9 protein-coding genes are annotated in these 17,351 nt (G+C 62.4%); 5 read left to right on the forward strand and 4 right to left on the reverse strand.

Annotated features, from left to right (window positions below; translation table 11 throughout):
• Positions 1 to 212 precede the first annotated feature (212 nt).
• Complete coding sequence (locus CR152_RS22895; RefSeq protein WP_099878824.1) at positions 213 to 4,283, forward strand: RHS repeat-associated core domain-containing protein; 4,071 nt, start codon at positions 213 to 215, stop codon at positions 4,281 to 4,283.
• 129 nt (positions 4,284 to 4,412) lie between these two features.
• Here CR152_RS22895 and CR152_RS22900 read toward each other — a convergent pair whose 3' ends face one another.
• Positions 4,413 to 5,438, reverse strand: coding sequence for an IS5 family transposase (locus CR152_RS22900; protein WP_099875167.1), 1,026 nt, complete (start codon positions 5,436 to 5,438; stop codon positions 4,413 to 4,415).
• A gap of 981 nt (positions 5,439 to 6,419) precedes the next feature.
• Here CR152_RS22900 and CR152_RS33875 point away from each other — a divergent pair.
• Positions 6,420 to 6,842 (forward strand): hypothetical protein, encoded by a 423-nt coding sequence (locus CR152_RS33875; RefSeq protein WP_208640180.1) that lies wholly within the window; start codon positions 6,420 to 6,422, stop codon positions 6,840 to 6,842.
• Positions 6,843 to 7,204: 362 nt separating this feature from the next.
• Here CR152_RS33875 and CR152_RS34325 read toward each other — a convergent pair whose 3' ends face one another.
• The gene (locus tag CR152_RS34325; protein WP_229413526.1) at positions 7,205 to 7,567 is read right to left on the reverse strand and encodes a hypothetical protein; all 363 of its coding nucleotides are present in this window, start codon (positions 7,565 to 7,567) and stop codon (positions 7,205 to 7,207) included.
• Between the two features lie 295 nt (positions 7,568 to 7,862).
• Here CR152_RS34325 and CR152_RS22910 point away from each other — a divergent pair, with 295 nt between their 5' ends.
• Positions 7,863 to 9,011, forward strand: coding sequence for a putative peptide maturation dehydrogenase (locus CR152_RS22910; protein ID WP_099878826.1), 1,149 nt, complete (start codon positions 7,863 to 7,865; stop codon positions 9,009 to 9,011).
• Between the two features lie 22 nt (positions 9,012 to 9,033).
• Here CR152_RS22910 and CR152_RS22915 read toward each other — a convergent pair whose 3' ends face one another.
• Positions 9,034 to 9,288, reverse strand: a complete 255-nt coding sequence (locus tag CR152_RS22915) for an NHLP-related RiPP peptide (RefSeq protein WP_099878828.1) — start codon at positions 9,286 to 9,288, stop codon at positions 9,034 to 9,036.
• 100 nt (positions 9,289 to 9,388) lie between these two features.
• Positions 9,389 to 14,395, reverse strand: coding sequence for a hybrid sensor histidine kinase/response regulator (locus CR152_RS22920; protein WP_099878830.1), 5,007 nt, complete (start codon positions 14,393 to 14,395; stop codon positions 9,389 to 9,391).
• A 399-nt stretch (positions 14,396 to 14,794) separates the two neighbouring features.
• Between CR152_RS22920 and CR152_RS22925 the strand changes: the two genes are divergently transcribed.
• Positions 14,795 to 16,159, forward strand: a complete 1,365-nt coding sequence (locus CR152_RS22925; protein WP_099878832.1) for a DUF1565 domain-containing protein — start codon at positions 14,795 to 14,797, stop codon at positions 16,157 to 16,159.
• Between the two features lie 303 nt (positions 16,160 to 16,462).
• Positions 16,463 to 17,347 carry an RNA ligase family protein gene (locus CR152_RS22930; protein WP_099878834.1) on the forward strand — a complete coding sequence of 295 codons (885 nt, stop codon included), beginning with the start codon at positions 16,463 to 16,465 and terminating at the stop codon, positions 17,345 to 17,347.
• The last annotated feature ends 4 nt before the right edge of the window (positions 17,348 to 17,351 follow it).

The following is a 17,351-nucleotide window of genomic DNA, read 5'->3' on the forward strand; positions in this document are numbered from 1 at the left end:
AGTCTCCCTGTATCAAACGCGGAATTCTAGGTGGTGGAAATGACAAGCTGATGACGGACCATGATTGCCAGTATGTGACTAACCCGCCTAGGTCAAGAACCCGTCCGTGAAGAATATTGTTGCGTCGCAATGTTTGATGTTCGAAGGCTGCTAGCCTTGAATTTCCAAGCGGAAATTTTCGCCAGTATTCTCCGGTAGAGAACAGGAAAACCATGCCCAACGCAAACCCGTTTCCGTCACCTAGTCATCTCATACGTTTTGCACTGATACTGTTCATCTTGGCGCACGGCAGTGCTCGCGCAGAGAATGCCCTGCCAGAGGGGACGCTTGGCTGGTGGTATTACAGCGGAGTGCTTAGTCCAGAGCATTATGCGCCCGACCCGGTTACTGCCTGTCAGAAAGGGGCGTGGCACCACGCGCGCGAGCCGCTTGTCGCGATGCGGCCTTGGCCAGCGCGCCGGGATGCGTTTGAATGCGCCTATAGATGGCTACCCAAAACCGGGCCCGTTTCCTGGCTCGGGGATGCCGTCCTGCACTGCAAGCCGGGATATCGTGCGTATGCGCAGGGCGTTTGTCGCAAAGAAAGGCCGGAACCTCCTGCGCCCTTGAAATGCGGAGAGGCGGCAGGAAACCCGGTTCAGTTTGTCAGCGGCGCCAAAATCCAGCATGAAATCGATCTGGGCGGCGGCGGCAACGACTTGCTGCGCGTCCGCCGTACCTATCGCAGCGTGCGCGAAAACGGACTCGGGCAATCAGCGGGCATGGGCTGGTCGTTTTCCTTCGAACGCGCTTTTGTAGCCCCGCGTTCAGTGCTTGGCGATATCAGGCCGAGAATCATTGGCGCACTCAGCGACGGCACCTTTTTCGAATTCTGGCGGCAGGGCAATGGCCCGTACAAGTCAACCCACGACAGAGGCACGACCCTGGAAGTGCAAGGCCCCGATGAAACTGTCTTCCTTTTGACAACGCCGGACGGCACGGTCGAACGTTTTCTCCGTGATGGTAACAATTTCAGGCTCAGTAGCGTTCATGCGCGCACCGGCATGACGACGCATTACACCTACGACGCCAACAACCAGCTCAGCACGGTTGTCGACGACAGCGGTCGAACGCTGATGATGACATGGGAAGGCGGCCTCATCGCGTCTATCACCAATGCCACCGGCAGCGTGCGCTACGAATATGAGCCGGCCGCCAATCCCGGTTACGGATCCATCAAAGGCATGGACCGCCTGGTTGGAGTGCGCTTCCTCGACCGCGCCGGTGCCGAGATTTCATCGCGCGCGTACCACTACGAAGACCCCAACGATCGCTTCCTGCTCACCGGAATCACCGATGAACATGGCAAGCGCTTTGCCACGTATGCGTACAACGGCGACGGCCAGGCCGTGCTGTCGGAGCACGCCGGCAGTGCGCAGCGCTACACATTTTCTTATCCCAGCCGGACCAGCCGGATCGTGACCGATCCGCTCGGCAGCAGCCGTAGCATCGGCATTCGGTACGACCTCGGCAAGAGCCGAATTACCGCCGAAAGCCAGCCCGCCGGCGCTGGCTGCGCTGCGAGTGCCAAGGCCACCACCTACAGCGCCACAGGCGACGTGACGAGCCGTACCGACTTCAATGGCAACAAGACCTGCTTTATCAGCGACCCCGTCCGTGGAACCGAGCTGGCACGCGTGACCGGGCTGGGCAAGGATGATGCCTGCCCCGCGAGCATCGACAGCGCGATTCCAGCTACTGTGCGCAAGACGAGTACGCGCTGGCATCCGGACTGGCCCCTGGCCACCACTACCGCCTCGCCTGAGCGCACGGAAACGACCATCTACAACGGCCAGCGCGATGCCGCTGGCAAGGTCGTGGAATGCGCTGGCGGCGCCGTGCTGCCCAATGGGAAGCCGATCGCCGTCGTATGCCGCAGGAGCGTCGAGGCGACCAGCGACAGCAATGGCGGGCTCGGTTTCACGGCGGCCCGAACCGGCCCTGTCCAGGAATGGCGCTACACCTACAACCGCACCGGGCAGATGCTGACGAGCAGCGGCCCGGTCGATGCCAATGGCAAGGCCGAATCGTCGAGCATGGTCTACTACCACGACACCAGCGCAAGCCACCACCCGGGCGACCTGGCGAGCGTGCGCAACAGCGTTGGTGAGGTGATCAATTACCTCGAATACAGCGAAGATGGCTTGCCGACCAAAATCCAGCGTCCCAACGGCCAGATGGTCGGATTTGAATACGGGCCACGCCAGCGCTTGATGTCCAGCACCGTCCGCGCAGCGAGTGGGCAAGCCGAAACCACGCAATACGAATATGACGTCGCGGGCCAGCTGATCCGTATGACTGCGCCCGACGGCTCGACGCTGAGCTACACCTACGACGATGCGCACCGCCTGATCGGCTTGCGCGACCGCGCCGGCAACAGCATTGAATTCACGCTCGATGCCATGGGCAACGTCGTGCGCCAGGAGGTGAAAGACCCGAGCGGCAAATTGGTGGCGCAGACCACACGCGCCATCGATGCGCTAAATCGCCTGCAGCGGGAACAGCAAAGCGCGAATGATCCAGGCACGCGTTTCGAATACGACGCGGCCGGCAACCTGACGTCGAGCATCGATCAACTGGCACGCGTCAGCAAGGGAACTTACGACACCTTCAACCGTCTGATACGACAGACATTGCCTGCGGCCGATGCCAGGGGCAAACCGGCGATGATCGACTACAGGTACACGCCGCAGGATCAGCTTGCATCCGTGCTCGACCCGCGCCGCTTGTGGACGCGCTACGTTGTTAACGGACTGGGACAGCAAACGGCGCTTACCAGCCCGGATACCGGCACTACGGCCATGCAGTTCGATGGCGCGGGTAAGCTGATATCGCGTGTCGACGCGGCTGGACGCAAGACCGCCTATCGTTACGACGCGGCGGGCCGCGTGACCGGCATCGGTACTAGCACGTTCGAATATGGGGTGGCCGGAAGTTCCGCAGCGGGCCGGGTGACGGCGATGACGGATGAGGCTGGGAAAACGGTGTATGCCTACGATGGCATGGGGAGGCTCGTGAGGAAGGAGCAGACGAGCGGCCGGGCGTCCAGGCGCTTCGTGACTGCTTACACCTATGGCAGTGAAGGGCGTGCCGTTGGACACGTCACCTCGATGACCTACCCCAGCGGCAATCGCATCGACATCACTTACGACAGCAATGGCAGACCGTCCGCGCTGAGTTTGATGCGCCCCGGCGCCGCGCCCACGACGATTCTGAGCGACGTGGCGTACCAGGCGTTCGGCTCAGCGCGCTCGTGGTTATGGGGCAATCACAGCGTGGGCAGTCCTAACAAATACGAGCGCCAGTTCGATCTTGAAAATCGTCTTGTCAGCTATCCGCTTGGCCACCTCAAAGTCGGCGGATCGATGCGCACGCTCAGCTACGATCTCGCCGGGCGGATCGTGGCCAGCACGCATGTCGGTAGCGCCGCGTCAGGGAGATTGGATCAACGTTACAGCTATGATGGACGTGATCGCCTGATCAGCTTCACCAGCGCCATCGCCAGCCAACGCTTCGAGTACGACGCGAACGGTAACCGGACCAAAGTTATTCTGGGAGCCAATAGCTACCTCAACACGATAGATCCCGGCAGCAATCGATTGACTGCCACTTCCGGGCCGTTGCCGGCAAAACGCAATACGTACGACGCCACGGGCAACCTCATCAGCGACGATACGATACGCTACACCTACGGCAACAACGGGCGTCTCAGCAGCGCGTCAGGCGGCGGTGCTGCAGCTCAATATCGCTACAACGGACTTGGACAACGGACTACAAAGGCGGATTCAACAGGGGCAACGAGTTACTTGGTGTACGACGAGTCTGGCCGCATTCTTGGGGAGTACGACAGCGCTGGCACGCCGATGCAGGAAACGATATATCTTGAAAATATACCGATCGTTGTAATCAAACCGCGCCCGGCGGTCACTGGCGAGAATGCATACTATATCTATGCAGACCATCTAGGAACACCGCGAGTAATCACGCGCGCCAGCACCAACCAGATGGTGTGGCGCTGGGATAGCTCAAATCCGTTCGGGGACGATGCGCCTGATGAAAACCCAAATTCTCAAAGTAAATTTACTTACAATCTGCGTTTTCCGGGGCAGTATTATGATCGCGAGACTGGCCTCTATTACAACTACTATCGACACTACGATCCCCAAACGGGGAGGTACATTGAAAGCGATCCGATCGGGTTGATCGGCGGAATCAATACGTATGCATATGGGCACCTCGAATAACCCGTGATTTCGCGGTTGCCTGCGAACGGGGCGTTTGAATGTGGCCCGCATTGCGCGAGCGACGTTGTTTCCCGACCTGTTTTTCAGGCTACGTTGCTCAAATTCGGCGGCCCGAACGGACCTCGGGCGTTAGAACGCCTCGATACCTGCCTCCTTCAAGTAGACGAGGCGCTGCAAGTTGTAGGCAGCGACCTTCCAGTTCAGGTGCAGCGTGGCGCGCGCCAGGCCAATGGAGCGCAACGCCTTGCCGCCCATCTGGGCCATGCCCGCGAACACGTGTTCGACGCGTGCGCGTGTCTTGGCGATGCGATGGTTGCGGCGCTGCTGGGCATCGGAAATCGGCTTGTCCTTGCTACCTTTGCGCTGGATGTGCATGCGCCAGCCCTGCTTGTTCAACCGCGCTTCGCGCTCGCCGTCGACGTACCCCTTGTCGGCCAGGATGTTGCGATTCGTGTTGGAGGGATCGAGCACCTCCTCGAAATGCGTGGTGTCATGTTCGCTGGCCGTGCTGACCTTGATCTTGCGCACCAGCTTGTAGCGTTTGTCGGCGTTGACCGAGACCTTATAGCCGAAGTAGGACTTGCCGTGTTTCTTCGTCCAGCGCGCTTGCGTATCCTTCTGACGCCGCTTGGCCGGCTTCCAGCCGGCCGGTATCGCGCCTTGCATGACCAGGGTTTTCTCTTCCTTGTTCAGCGACTGTTTCGGCGCCTGCACAATGCTCGCGTCGATCATCTGCCCGCCGCGCGCAATGTAGCCGTGCTGGGACAGTTGGCGATTGACCGCATCGAATACGCTCTCGCTGGCGCCGGCCTGGATCAAGCGCTCCTTGAAAGTCCAGATCGTCGTCCGATCCGGGACCTGACTACTCGCGCGCAAGCCGGCAAAGCGCTGGAAGCTCAAGCGATCGAGCAGCTGGAATTCCATCTGCTCATCGCTCAAGTTGAACAGCTGTTGGATCAACAGTACGCGCACCATCAATTCGGTGGGGAAAGGCGGACGGCCGCCGCGCTCGCGGCTAGGGCGTGGTGCCGCAAGGTCGACCTCGGCAGCCAGGGCGGCGAAGTCGACATGCCGCTCCATCACCACCAGTGCATCGCCGAGCTTGTTCAGCTTGGCTTCGCGCTCTTGGTCAGCAAACAGACTGGTCTTGATCATGAAAAATTACGTCAGAGTCGAGGCACCGATATCATGCCAGATTCACGAGGGTTTTTCGAGGTGCCCATATGTAGATAGTGATCCGCTTGGTTCAATAGATCCCTTAGGGCTTGCAAAGGTGCATGGGAATTGGTGTGGTCCTGACTGGACTGGTGGGAGAAAAGAACAGTACTCCCCTGCGAATAATGCTCTGTACAAATCCACCACCACTCCATTAGACACAGCGTGTAAAACACATGATATCTGCTACTATCAATGTCGAAAGGACAACCCTTGCGATGCTTCGAAAAGGTCTGCGTGCTTTCAATCTTGCGATGGAAATTTAGCGGTTTCGGCATCAATGACAAGTGAAATGATGTCGGCTGTTGTTGTGCGCGCAATGCAAAGAGACGGCATTCGTCCTCCTGGTGATAACGCCGCCTCCTGCCCAATGGCGTGCGAATATAAAAAATAGAAATGAGCCTGTGATGATGCAGTTTATATGGAGGAAATAATGTATATATCGATAATCTTGACAATATTTTTCTCATCGGCAACTGCATTTCTATGTCGCTATCTGAAAGGTCCAGCAACTAAAATGTTGATCGTCGTGGCGGTGTCATTCTGCGTCTCATATGCTATCTACTGGATGCCTGTTTGGTTAGGTGCAAAGGACGACCAATACTCATCATGGGCCCCTGTGGTTATTGGTATTTGCTTTGGCGCTGGCACCATAACTGGTGGTGCTGGACTGTTGTTGATGAGGTGGGCAGAGCGGCGGGCCAAAGGCAACAAAGAAGCATAGTAGCGATGCTAACGGACCGGCATGAGAAAGTGCTGTTTTTTTGCTGACAACAGAAATCTGCACATTCAAATCCGAAACCCAAACAAGCCAGTCAAATGATAAAACAAGTTAGTTAAGAGAGGCTGGTATCTAGACGCGTGGAGTATGGGGTAATCACAGGGCGGGCAGCCTGAACAAATGCGCAAAACAGAGTGTGGATGCAGATGATGACCGATACAACGCGTTCATTCGTATATTTTCTGATGGGGCTAGGAAGTCTGGCGATGTCGTTTTATGCTGCATCTATAGCTCTATCGTTAACGAAAACTAGTCAACATTATTCTTCGAGTTTGCCACTTTGCTTGACTATTGCCATTGTTTTCATTTTGGTGGGGGCTGTAAATTTTTATACGGCTTATGGGTTTAAATTTGGCAGAGTGGATGAGGTCGTTGGGTCGCTTGATTCGGCAATCTTTCGTCGTTCTGGTAGAAACGTGCGGGAGGGGGTTCGCATTCAATTAGTTAGGGTTCTTGGCACCGATGACTTGAGCTTGACTCATGATGAAAGACGCGTCCTTTTCATAAGTGGCTGGCTTCCCTGGGTGTGTAAATTGAGTAAGTTCCATTGTCAAAAGCCGTAGTTGCAGAGGCATGAGGAAACAGCGGGGGGCGTGCCGAAAAAGAGGATTCATGAGCGGGGGATCAGGTACCCATTCGTCGCCGGCCTCCCTTTTTCACCGGTAGGCTTCGGCCGTTCCTCAGCAATAACCTGCTGGCATTCGATGTCGCGGCAGAAAGGCGCGCGGAATCAGTCTTTGGTAAGCGTTTCCTGATGAGGGAAACCTACAAAATACGCAAGCGGCAGCTCGAGCATTACCTACCGGGGGAAAGGCGCTCTCCGGCGCCGCTGCATGGCTTTGATGTATGAATTGCGATCTGATCCATTCGCACCGGGGTTGCGGCACAGGCGAAAAGCTCTGCGGCGTGCACACCGCGAAGCCCGTCAGGGACGATTCGTCACGTCGACCGAAATGGCTGGCTGACGGCGGTCAGACGATCGGACAGGCACCGGCATGCTCTCGGCAGGGTAGAACACGCGTTCTACCCGCACTGGTGCCACCGTCCGCTCATCCCGATGCGATGAGTGCCGTGCGGGTTTGCACTTACGTTTTTCCTTGTAGTCGCCATTCTTCTTCATCTTGCGCTCCACCTTGCAGTCGCCGTCCCAAAATTCTTCCTTGAACTCACGGCGCTCGTGATGCCGACGTTTTCCTTTGCCGCTTTCGTCCTTCCAGTCGTCCGCCGAGACGGCGCTGGAAAGGGTCAGAAATGACAGTGGGACCAACATTTTTGCGAGATGATTCATAGCGTTTCCCCTGATTTGTCGGGCTCATGGTACCTCAGGGTTAAAACGACCACGGCAAGCATTGTGCTAGCAACTGTTACACACGTTTGTTCAATCCACTATTCTGCTTCCGTGCGCTCCATCACCGCTGTGCTCACTGCCCGGGATGGACGATCAAGGTGCTAAACGATCAGGAACCGACATACCCTGAATTGCCCGTAAATCAGATGCGTGCAAGGTCTGCACAGGCTATGATATTGCTTCATACCAGCACTCATCCAGCCGGGCAGCGCCTGGCCTCGAAAGGGCGGACCTTATGAAGATACGGCGTTGCGCAGTGCTGTTCATCGAACCGCGCGAAGACCTGGGCATCGATTGGGCCGCTTTGTTTTCCGGTGCCGGGGCGCTCAGCGCCTCGCTGCGCTGGGTGGCGCTGGCACCGCACCTGGACCGCGAAACGACCATCGACGCCGCCCAGGTGGCCGCCCTGGGCGCCGTCGGCCAGACCGCCTGGACCGAACGCCTGGACGCCGAGCGCCAGCTCGGCGCCGCCATGGTCGACAGCCTGCTCGCGCTCGGCCTCCTGCTTGACGACGGCGCAAGCGACAACCCGGCCCGCGAACGCGACGCCTTGCTGCGCGACCAGCACTGGCGCCCGCTCTCAGCCGCCGCCCACATGTTCAGCCGCTGGGACGGCATGCAGGTCGACAAGGGCATGCACTTTCCCAGCTTCGAGGAACTGGTGCAGTCCTACGGCGCGCCGCCGCCGCCTGCCATCGGCCGTGGCGATCCGGAGGCGGCGATCAAGCTTCCCCCGCCCGCCAGCGGCCCGCTCGACGCCCAGTTGATGCAGCGCTACACCGGCCGCAATTACGATCCCGACGCCGTGCTGCCGCTGGACGTGCTGGCGCGCGTGCTGCAGCGTACCTTCGGCGCCCAGGCCGAGCGCATGGTGGCGCAGGAAGCGCTGGTCTTCAAAAAAACCAGTCCCTCCGCCGGCGGCCTGCATCCGACCGAAGCCTACGTGCTGGTGCAGCGCGTGCCGGGCGTGGCGCCCGGGCTGTACCACTATCATGCGGTCCACCACGTGCTCGAACCGCTGACGATGCTCGATGCGGCCGCCGCCAGCGAGCTGGCTCGCCAGTTCGTCGCCGACCAGCACTGGTTCGTCGATGCCCCGGTCATGGTGGTGATGGCGGCACGGGTGGCGCGCAATTTCTGGAAGTACCGCAATCACGCCAAGGCGTACCGCGCCCTGATGCTCGACGCCGGTCACCTGTCGCAAACGTTTTATTTACTGGCCACTGAAGCGGGCATGCCGGGCTTCGTGACGGCGGCCATCAATGAGATGGTGATCGAGCGCGCGTTCGGGCTCGATCCCCTGTCTGACGCGGTGGTCGCTGTATGCGGCTGCGGTGTCGCAGCCGCGGGGCAGACCACGCTGGAGTTACGTTTAGAAGAATAAAAAGAGGTGTGAAGACCCCGGATCAGGCGGTGCCGGACAAGAAGAACGGAATCGCCCCAGCAGCACTGTCCAGCTTCGACATGAAGGCCATCCGGTCAAGGGCGATCGCATCCTTGGCCGGCAGGCAGCGCTCGGACGGAATCTGGCCGGCGTCGAGCGCAATGCCGAGGCTGCCGAGGGCCGCCACCGGGTCGCCCAGCAGGCGCGCGCGAAATACGTCATCACTGGACAATTTATGGAGCAGGGAGTCCAGGTCGCTATGCAGGTGGGTTGTCATGGTAAGGGCCTTTCGTGTAGGAAAATGACGAGTCACGTAGGTAAAGCACTTATCCATAGTAGGACACTTATTGACCAGTATCAAGGTTTACAAATCATAGCTAGGTGTTTTTCTCCCGACTGTTGGCTCCGTCCATCACCTCGTCGAACAAGCGTAGGAAACCAGGCAATATTTCCATTGCGGTCTTGCCATCCTTTGCCATCAGGCGCTCTTCCAGCTCGCCCGCAGCCCTGTACAACTGCTGCGCCGAGAGGTTGCCGGCCGCACCCTTGACCTTGTGCACCAGCAGTGCCGCGTTGTCCAAATCGCCACCGTCGACGGCCTGCGCGATGGCCTCGTGGGTGCCTGCAAAATCCTTGGCGAACATGGTCAGCAGGCGCGTGAGCAGCGGACCGTTGTGGCCCAGGCGCTCCAGCGCGGCTTGCACGTCGATGCCGGGCAGGTGGTCGGGCACGCCGCCCACCTCGGGCTGCGGCGTGCTCTCGGCCGGCACCCGGGTCGGATCGGCATGGATCCACCCGGCCAGCACGGTGTACAGGATGGCCGGTTCGATCGGCTTGGACAGGTAATCGTTCATGCCCATCGCCAGGCAGCTGTCGCGGTAGCCGGCCACCGCGTGCGCGGTCATGGCGATGATCGGCAGCTCGGCGTGGCGCGGGTTGGCGCGGATGCGCGCGCTGGCCTGGTAGCCGTCCATTTCCGGCATCTGGATATCCATCAGCACCGCGTCGTAGTCGGTCTGGTCGACCAGGCGCACCGCATCGACGCCGTTGCCGGCCAGGTCCACATGTACGCCGGCGCGGCGCAGGATTTCGCTGGCCACCTGCTGGTTGACCAGATTGTCGTCCACCACCAGCACCCGCGCGCCGCGAATGTGTTCGGCCGCCTGGGACGGGAAGGGCGCCGCGTCGCGTCCGGGCACGGCGGCGTCGAAGCCCATGGTCGCCAGCACGCTGTCGAGCAGTTGCGAGGCGGTGACCGGCTTGACCAGGAAGGCGCCGATGCCGGCTTCCTCGGCCGCCGCCTTGATATGGTCGCGCGCGAAAGCGGTGACCATGATGATCGACGGGATCGATGCCAGGGTCGGGTCGTCCTTGATGCGGCGCGCCGTTTCCAGGCCGTCCATGTCGGGCATGTTCCAGTCCATCAGCACCAGATCGTAGGGTTCGAGCTGCAGCGCGAACAGGGCGGCGGCGCCCGAGCCGACCGCGCTGGCATCAAAGCCAAAGCTGCGCAGCTGCAGTTCCAGCATCTCGCGCGTGGGCGCGCTGTCGTCCACCACCAGCACCTTCTTGCCGCGCGCACCGGCGCCGGCCTGCAGGCGCGCCGTGCCCTGCGCCGGCGCCACGTTCAGGGTCAGCGTGAAATGGAAACGGCTGCCGGCGCCAAGTTCGCTGTCGACGCCAATCTCGCTGCCCATCTTGCGCACCAGCTGCTGCGAAATCGCCAGTCCCAGCCCGGTGCCGCCGTAGATGCGGGTGGTGCTGGCGTCGGCCTGGGCAAAGGCCTGGAACAGGCGCTCCTGCTGCTCCGGGCTGATGCCGACCCCGGAATCCTCGACCGAAAAGCACAGGCGCACCTGGTTGTCGTCGCCGCTCCAGTCCTTGGCGCGCTCCACGCGCAGCTGGATGTGGCCGTGCGCGGTGAATTTGATCGCATTGCCGACCAGGTTGATCAGCACCTGGCCGAGCCGCAGCGGGTCGCCCATCAGGATCTGCGGCACGTCGGGCGCGGCCCAGATCACCAGTTCGAGTTCCTTTTCGGCGGCGCGCCAGGCGAACAGGTCGACGATGTTGGTGAGCGTGTCGGGCAGGTCGAACGGCACCACTTCGAGTTCCAGCTTGCCCGCTTCGATCTTGGAAAAATCGAGGATGTCGTTGATGATGTCGAGCAGGTTGTTGCCGGCCCGGGCGATCTTGCGGAAGTAGTCGCGCGGCTTGGCGTCCAGCTCCAGATGCGTGCCCAGGCCCGCGAAACCGAGAATGGCGTTCATCGGCGTGCGGATTTCATGGCTGATATTGGCCAGGAACTCGCTCTTGGCGCGCGTGGCCGCTTCGGCGCGCGCGCGCGCCTGCTCGATCAGGCGCAGCGCATTGGCCTTCTGGAAGGCCGACACGAACGGTTCCTTCAGGGCCTTGAGCAGTTCCAGGTCGCCGTCTTCGAGCGGCACCTGGGGCGCGCGGTTCTCGAACACCAGGAAGCCTTCGACGCGGTGCTCGATGCAGATGCGCACCGCCAGCTGCGCGTGGCCCGCCTGCCCCGGGATGACGCCGGCGCGGGTCAGGTAAATGTCGGTGGTGATCATTTCGCCCGCGTTGACGTAGCGCGTTTCGGCCTCGATCAGGTCCATGCGTTCCTCGACCGGCGTGCCGCCGGCCCGGTCCCACACCGCGCGCACGGCCAGGGTGTCGGTGTCGGTTTCGCGCACCAGCGCCCAGGCGGCGTCGATGCCCTTGATGAACATCGATTCGCGCAGGATGGTGTGCAGCAGCGCGTCGAAGTCGAGCTGCTCGTTGATCGACTTGACGATGGCGTTGAGCTTTTCCAGGTGCTGGGTGCGCGAGTACACCAGCGCCTGCAGCGCCGTGCGGCTGCGCTGCAGCTGGCCGACACGCCAGCGGTACAGGCCATACACCGCCGCCGCGCCGGCCAGCACGTAGCTCAGGTAGGCCCACCAGGTCTGGTGCCAGGCCGGCAGCACGCGCACCCGGATCGACAGTTCATCGTCGGCCCACACGCCGTCGCGGTTGGCGCCGCGCACGCGCAGGCGGTAGCTGCCGGGCGGCAGGTTGCTGTAGGCCGCCACGCGCCGGTTGGCATCGTTCTCGACCCAGCTCTGGTCGTAGCCTTCGAGCAGGAAGGCGTAGCGGTTGCGCTTCGCGTCCGAAAAGTCGAGCGCCGCCACTTCGATCTCGAAGCCCTTGATCCCGGGCGGCAGGATCAGGCGGCTGTCGCGCTGGGCCAGCACCTGCGCGCCCGCCACCGGATGGCCATCGGTGCGCAGGGAACTGATGGCCAGCGGCGGGCGGAATTCCCAGTTGGCCAGGCGCTCCGGATGGATCACCGTCAGCCCGCCCGTGGCGCCGAACAGCAGGTCGTCTTCCGGCGTGGCGGCGGCCGCGCCGATAAAGTAGGTCGGAAAACCCAGGCCTTCGGCCCGCGCCAGCGGACGCGCCTTGAGACTGCCGCTGTCGATCACGGCGATGCCGTTGCCGGTGGCGGCCCACATGCGCGCGCTGCGATCCAGGCGCAGGGCCGACACCGCGGTGCTGGGCAAGCCGTCGGCGAGGCCGAGGCGGCGGAACACCGGCGCGCCGAGCGGGGTGCGCATTTCCAGCACATTGATGCCGCCGCCGTGCGTGGCCACCCACAAGCGCCCGCGTCCATCCATGGCCAGCGCGCTGATCACCGGGTCCGACAGGGCACTCTCGTTGCTCGGATTGGCGAGGATCTGTTCGATCTTGCCGGTGACGGGGTCGAGCCGGTTCAAGCCGTTGCGGGTGCCGATCCAGAGCGCGCCGCCCGGATCGGTCATCAGCGCCTGGATGCGGTTGTCGGACAGGCCCGCCGGGCCGGTGACGTACGACGTAAGCGTATTGGCGGCCGGGTCGTAGCGCAGCAAACCCTCGAAGGTGCCCAGCCAGAGCTGCCCGCCCTGCGGCGCGATGGTGCCGATGCGCGGATAGGGGTTCGCCTGCGGCAGCGCGATGCGCTCCACGCGCCGGCCCTGGTCGAGGGTGCGGTACAGCCCGAGCTGGGTGCCGATCCAGGCGTCTTGCGGGGTGGCCTCGGCCATCGCCAGCAGCACGCGGTTGGGCAGGGCGCTGTCCAGGCGCGCCGGGTCGGGGCGCAGGGCGGCGCTGCGCGTGCCGTCAGGGTCGACCAGGTCCACGCCCTGGTCGGCCAGGCCCAGCCAGACGCGCCCGCCGGAGTCGGTCATCAGCGCGGTGACGGCCGCTTCGGGCATGCCGTGGGCGCCGAAGACGGCGGCCACCGCGCGGTTGTTGGGGTCATGGAAGTCGACGCTGCGTTCATTGCTGATCCAGATCAGGCCACTGCGGTCGCGCAGCAGGGCGGCGGTGCGGTCGTTGGCCAGGCTCGATGGCACCGCCGCCTGGTGCAGGATGCGGCGCGCGCGGGCGCTGTCGGCCTCGATGTCGATGATGCCGCCGCCGTAGGTGCTGGCCCACCAGCGCCCGGGCACGATCTCGGTAATGGCCAGCACCATGTTGGCGTGCGGGTCGCTGACCCCCGCCAGTTCCATGATCCTGCCGCGCGCGGCGCCGGCGTCGACCACGCCGACGCCGCTTTTCAGGGTGCCGAAGGCGATCTGCCCGCGGCTGTTTTCGCCGAACGAAAGCACCGCGTCGCGCCAGGGAGCGTCGGTGCCGCCGGGGCCCACCGGCACTGCCGTGAACTGGCCGCTGACGGCGTCGCGCCGCGCCAGGCCGCTGCTGGTGCCGATCCACAGGTTGCCCTTGCGGTCCAGGTGCAGCGCGCGGATGCGGCTGTCCGGCAGGCTGCCGGGAACGCCCGGCTCGTGGCGGTAGTGGCGCACTGCGATGCGCGCCGGGTCGACGTAATCGAGGCCCGAGGGCGTGCCGACCCACACGCCGCCCATGCCGTCGCTGGCAATGGCATTGATGGCGGCATCGGCCAGGCCATTGGCGCCGGCCGGAAAGCGGATGAAGCGCTCGTTGACCTTGTCGTACATGGCCAGCCCGCCGGTGGCGGTGCCGATCCACAGGCGCCCGCGCCGGTCCACGTGCAGGGCCTGGATGAAATCGGCGGGAATCGAATACGGGTCGCTTGCGTTATGCACGAAGGCGAGCATGCGGTAGCCGTCCCAGCGGCCCAGGCCGCGCTGGGTGCCGATCCAGATGAAGCCGTCGCCATCTTGCGCCAGCGCCATCGCAACCGGGTGCGGCAAGCCCTGTTCCAGGCCGATATGCTCGAACAGCGGGGTGGCCAGCTTTTCCCAGCGGTCGGGTGCGGCCGCCGCTGCCGTCGAACCTGCTGTTATGCAAATAAGAAGGTAGAGGGCGGCGATCAATGGCACCAGCCATTGGCGCCCGTGCAGGCGGTGTGGGAGGGTGGTGGGCGTCATCGCTGGTCCGCGCGACGTGAGCGGAGAGCGCGCCGGAGGGCGCGGGTATGGCGACGGACTGATGTGTCGTGGACGTTCAAGTCGGGACGCGCTCCTGTCGGTGAAATCGGATGCCGCGGCGTCCCCCGGACGGGCTCGCCTTTCCTGAAAGCATACGCACTTGTCCGGGCACTGTCTATTCGCTGAGCGGTTCGCATATTTCTTTGGCAATATTGCGCTGCCGTTTAGCGCCAAACATGTTGCGATAATCCAAAACGAAGGCATAACGGCAAGCAACGCGCGGCGCATCAGGTGAAATTGCCATTGATTACAGGTGAAAAAAACCTCGAAGAAAATCCGAACCTTGGCGCTTGATCGGCCTCAAACCAAGCTTTCACGCTTTTGGAAGAGGAACTTCGCATGAGTAAGATTGCCTTGATCACTTTGGAGCATCGAGCCGTGTTATTTGCCTGCAGCGGTTTTTCCTTGTTACTTGGCGCTTGCGGCGGCGGAGGAGGGGAGAGCGAACGCGCTCCCGCCCCGGCCCCCACGGCGGCCGCCAGCGTGCCGGCCGCCACGCCACCTGCGCAGGCGGCCGATCCCGTTCGCCCCGATCCGGCCGGCGACGGCGCGGTCGACGCCACCAGTGCCAACGCCGCGCCGGTGCATGACGTGGCGCCCGAGTCGTTCGCCATGTCCGGCTACGCGCCGGACGGCGAAGACCAGGCGCGTGCCGCCAAGCAGGCTCGCGCGCTGTACGTCTCGCCGCACGGCTCCGACGCCAATGCCGGCACAGACACGCGACCCTTCCGCACGCTGGCGCGCGCCGCGCGCGCCGTTGCGCCGGGCGTCACCGTGTTCGTCGCGCCGGGCACCTACAACGGCGGCATTCGCACCACCGCCAGCGGCCAGCCGGGCGCCCGGATTGCCTATGTGTCCACCGAACGCTGGGGTGCCCGGATCGTGCCGCCGGAGCGCTCGGCCAGCAAGGCCGCGTGGGACAACCGCGGCGACTACGTCGATATCGTCGGCTTCGACGTCGACGGCAGCGAACACCGGGGCGGCACGCGCTGGAGCTCCGGCATCTACAACGGCGGCTCGCACGACATCATCCGCAACAACCATGTGCATCACATCGCGCAGCACGTGGCCTGCACCAGCAACGGCGGCGCCGCGATCGGCGTGGACGGGTATTATCGCGGCGTGCAGGCGCAAGTGATCGCCAACCTGGTGCACGACATCGGACCGGCCGGCTGCCGTTTTGTGCAGGGGATCTACGTCAGCACCACGGGCAGCGTGAAAAACAACGTGGTGTACCGCGTCGCCGAAGCGGGCATTCATTTGTGGCACGACGCGCGCAATGTGGTCGTCTCCAACAACACCGTGACCGGCTCGAACACCGGCATCGTCGTCGGCGGCGGCGACTTTTATCATACGTCCGGCCCGAACGACCATACGGCGGTGTACAACAACATCGTGTACGACAACAGGATGGGCATCTCGGAGCAGGGGCGCACGGGGCGCAACAACAGCTACCGCAATAACCTGGTCTACAAGAACAGCAGCTACAACTGGCGCCTGAAGAATGGGCTGGCGCACAGCGGCACGGTCAGTTCGGCGCCGCTGTTCGTTGGCGACATCAAGGTCGCCTTGCCCAACTTCAGTCTCAGTGCCGGCTCGCCGGCGATCGGGCGCGCCACCCCGATGCACGCCGCTCCCACCGATTTTAACGGCCGACCGCGCAATATGTTTTCCGGTTTCGACATCGGCGCGTACCAGCATTGAGCATGCGCGGCGGCGGCCATCATCCGCGGTGGCGGTGGCCGCTGGCGCGCAATTCGCGTTCGATATTTTTCTTTACATCCGCTTCAAGGCCGGGTTAGTATCTGCGCCTTCGCAAGAAAACCTCACTACTGAATCGAGAACCTGACGTGCCTGTATACAGCCAACCTATCTGCTGACGATATCGGATTGACCTGCCCGGATTAGCAACCCGGTAGGCTGTGCATGCCGCTTTCCCACGACCGTTGCTGTCGTGGCGTAGTTCTCCCTTTGTCGTCAGCTCCTATCTACACCATGGAGCGCATCATGACGAACTTCGTTCACAATCTGGAATTACATAAATACCCTTCCACCCGTCACCTGGAAGGCTCGCAGCTGCAGCAAGGCGACGACGGTTTCGACAAACCGGGCAAACGCAACGATCCGCGCGCGGCCTATGCCGCACTGGCTGGCCGCTATATCGTCGTCGAAGAAAAGCTCGACGGCGCCAATGCCGGCGTGAGCTTCAGCGAAGGCGCCGAACTGCTGCTGCAAAGCCGCGGCCACTATCTGGCTGGCGGTGGACGCGAGCGCCAGTTCAGCATCTTCAAGCGCTGGGCCGCCGCGCACGAGAGCGCGCTGATCGAGCGCCTGGGCGACCGCTACGTCATGTACGGCGAGTGGATGGGCAAGAAGCACAGCGTCTTCTACAACCATCTGCCGCACCTGTTCTGCGAGTTCGACATCTACGACCGCGAAAAACAGGTCTTTCTGTCGACCGCCGCGCGCGCCGCCTTGCTCGATGACGCGCCGGTGCTGGCGGTGCCGGTGCTGTATGCGGGTGTCGCGCCACGCAAATTGGCCGACCTGCTGGCATTGATCCGCTTTTCGCTGGCGAAGACGCCGGCATGGAAGAACGACTTCGAAGCGACTGTCGCACGCGAAGGGCTGGACCTGGCCAAATGCTGGGCCCAGGCCGACAAGTCCGACCTGGCCGAAGGCCTGTATATGAAGGTCGAGGAGGACGGCGTGGTCACGGCACGCTACAAATGGGTGCGCAGCGACTTCGTGCAGGCCATCCTGGACTCGAAGATGCACCACTCGCAGCAGCCCTACGTGCCCAATCAGCTGGCACCCGGGGTCGACATTTACGCACCGCGCCTGACGACGACATGGGAAGACCTGGGCCTGGTAACCGAAGGAGGCAAGTGATGGA

The organism is Massilia violaceinigra (assembly GCF_002752675.1).
GTDB lineage: Bacteria > Pseudomonadota > Gammaproteobacteria > Burkholderiales > Burkholderiaceae_D > Telluria_A > Telluria_A violaceinigra.

What these genes read in the sequence shown, in the direction of transcription:
- CR152_RS34325 (WP_229413526.1), bottom strand. Translation starts at nt 7,567, where the DNA reads ATGAATCATCTCGCAAAAATGTTGGTCCCACTGTCATTTCTGACCCTT.
- CR152_RS22895 (WP_099878824.1), top strand. Translation starts at nt 213, where the DNA reads ATGCCCAACGCAAACCCGTTTCCGTCACCTAGTCATCTCATACGTTTT.
- CR152_RS22900 (WP_099875167.1), bottom strand. Translation starts at nt 5,438, where the DNA reads ATGATCAAGACCAGTCTGTTTGCTGACCAAGAGCGCGAAGCCAAGCTG.
- CR152_RS22915 (WP_099878828.1), bottom strand. Translation starts at nt 9,288, where the DNA reads ATGACAACCCACCTGCATAGCGACCTGGACTCCCTGCTCCATAAATTG.
- CR152_RS22920 (WP_099878830.1), bottom strand. Translation starts at nt 14,395, where the DNA reads ATGACGCCCACCACCCTCCCACACCGCCTGCACGGGCGCCAATGGCTG.
- CR152_RS33875 (WP_208640180.1), top strand. Translation starts at nt 6,420, where the DNA reads ATGCAGATGATGACCGATACAACGCGTTCATTCGTATATTTTCTGATG.
- CR152_RS22925 (WP_099878832.1), top strand. Translation starts at nt 14,795, where the DNA reads ATGAGTAAGATTGCCTTGATCACTTTGGAGCATCGAGCCGTGTTATTT.
- CR152_RS22930 (WP_099878834.1), top strand. Translation starts at nt 16,463, where the DNA reads ATGACGAACTTCGTTCACAATCTGGAATTACATAAATACCCTTCCACC.
- CR152_RS22910 (WP_099878826.1), top strand. Translation starts at nt 7,863, where the DNA reads ATGAAGATACGGCGTTGCGCAGTGCTGTTCATCGAACCGCGCGAAGAC.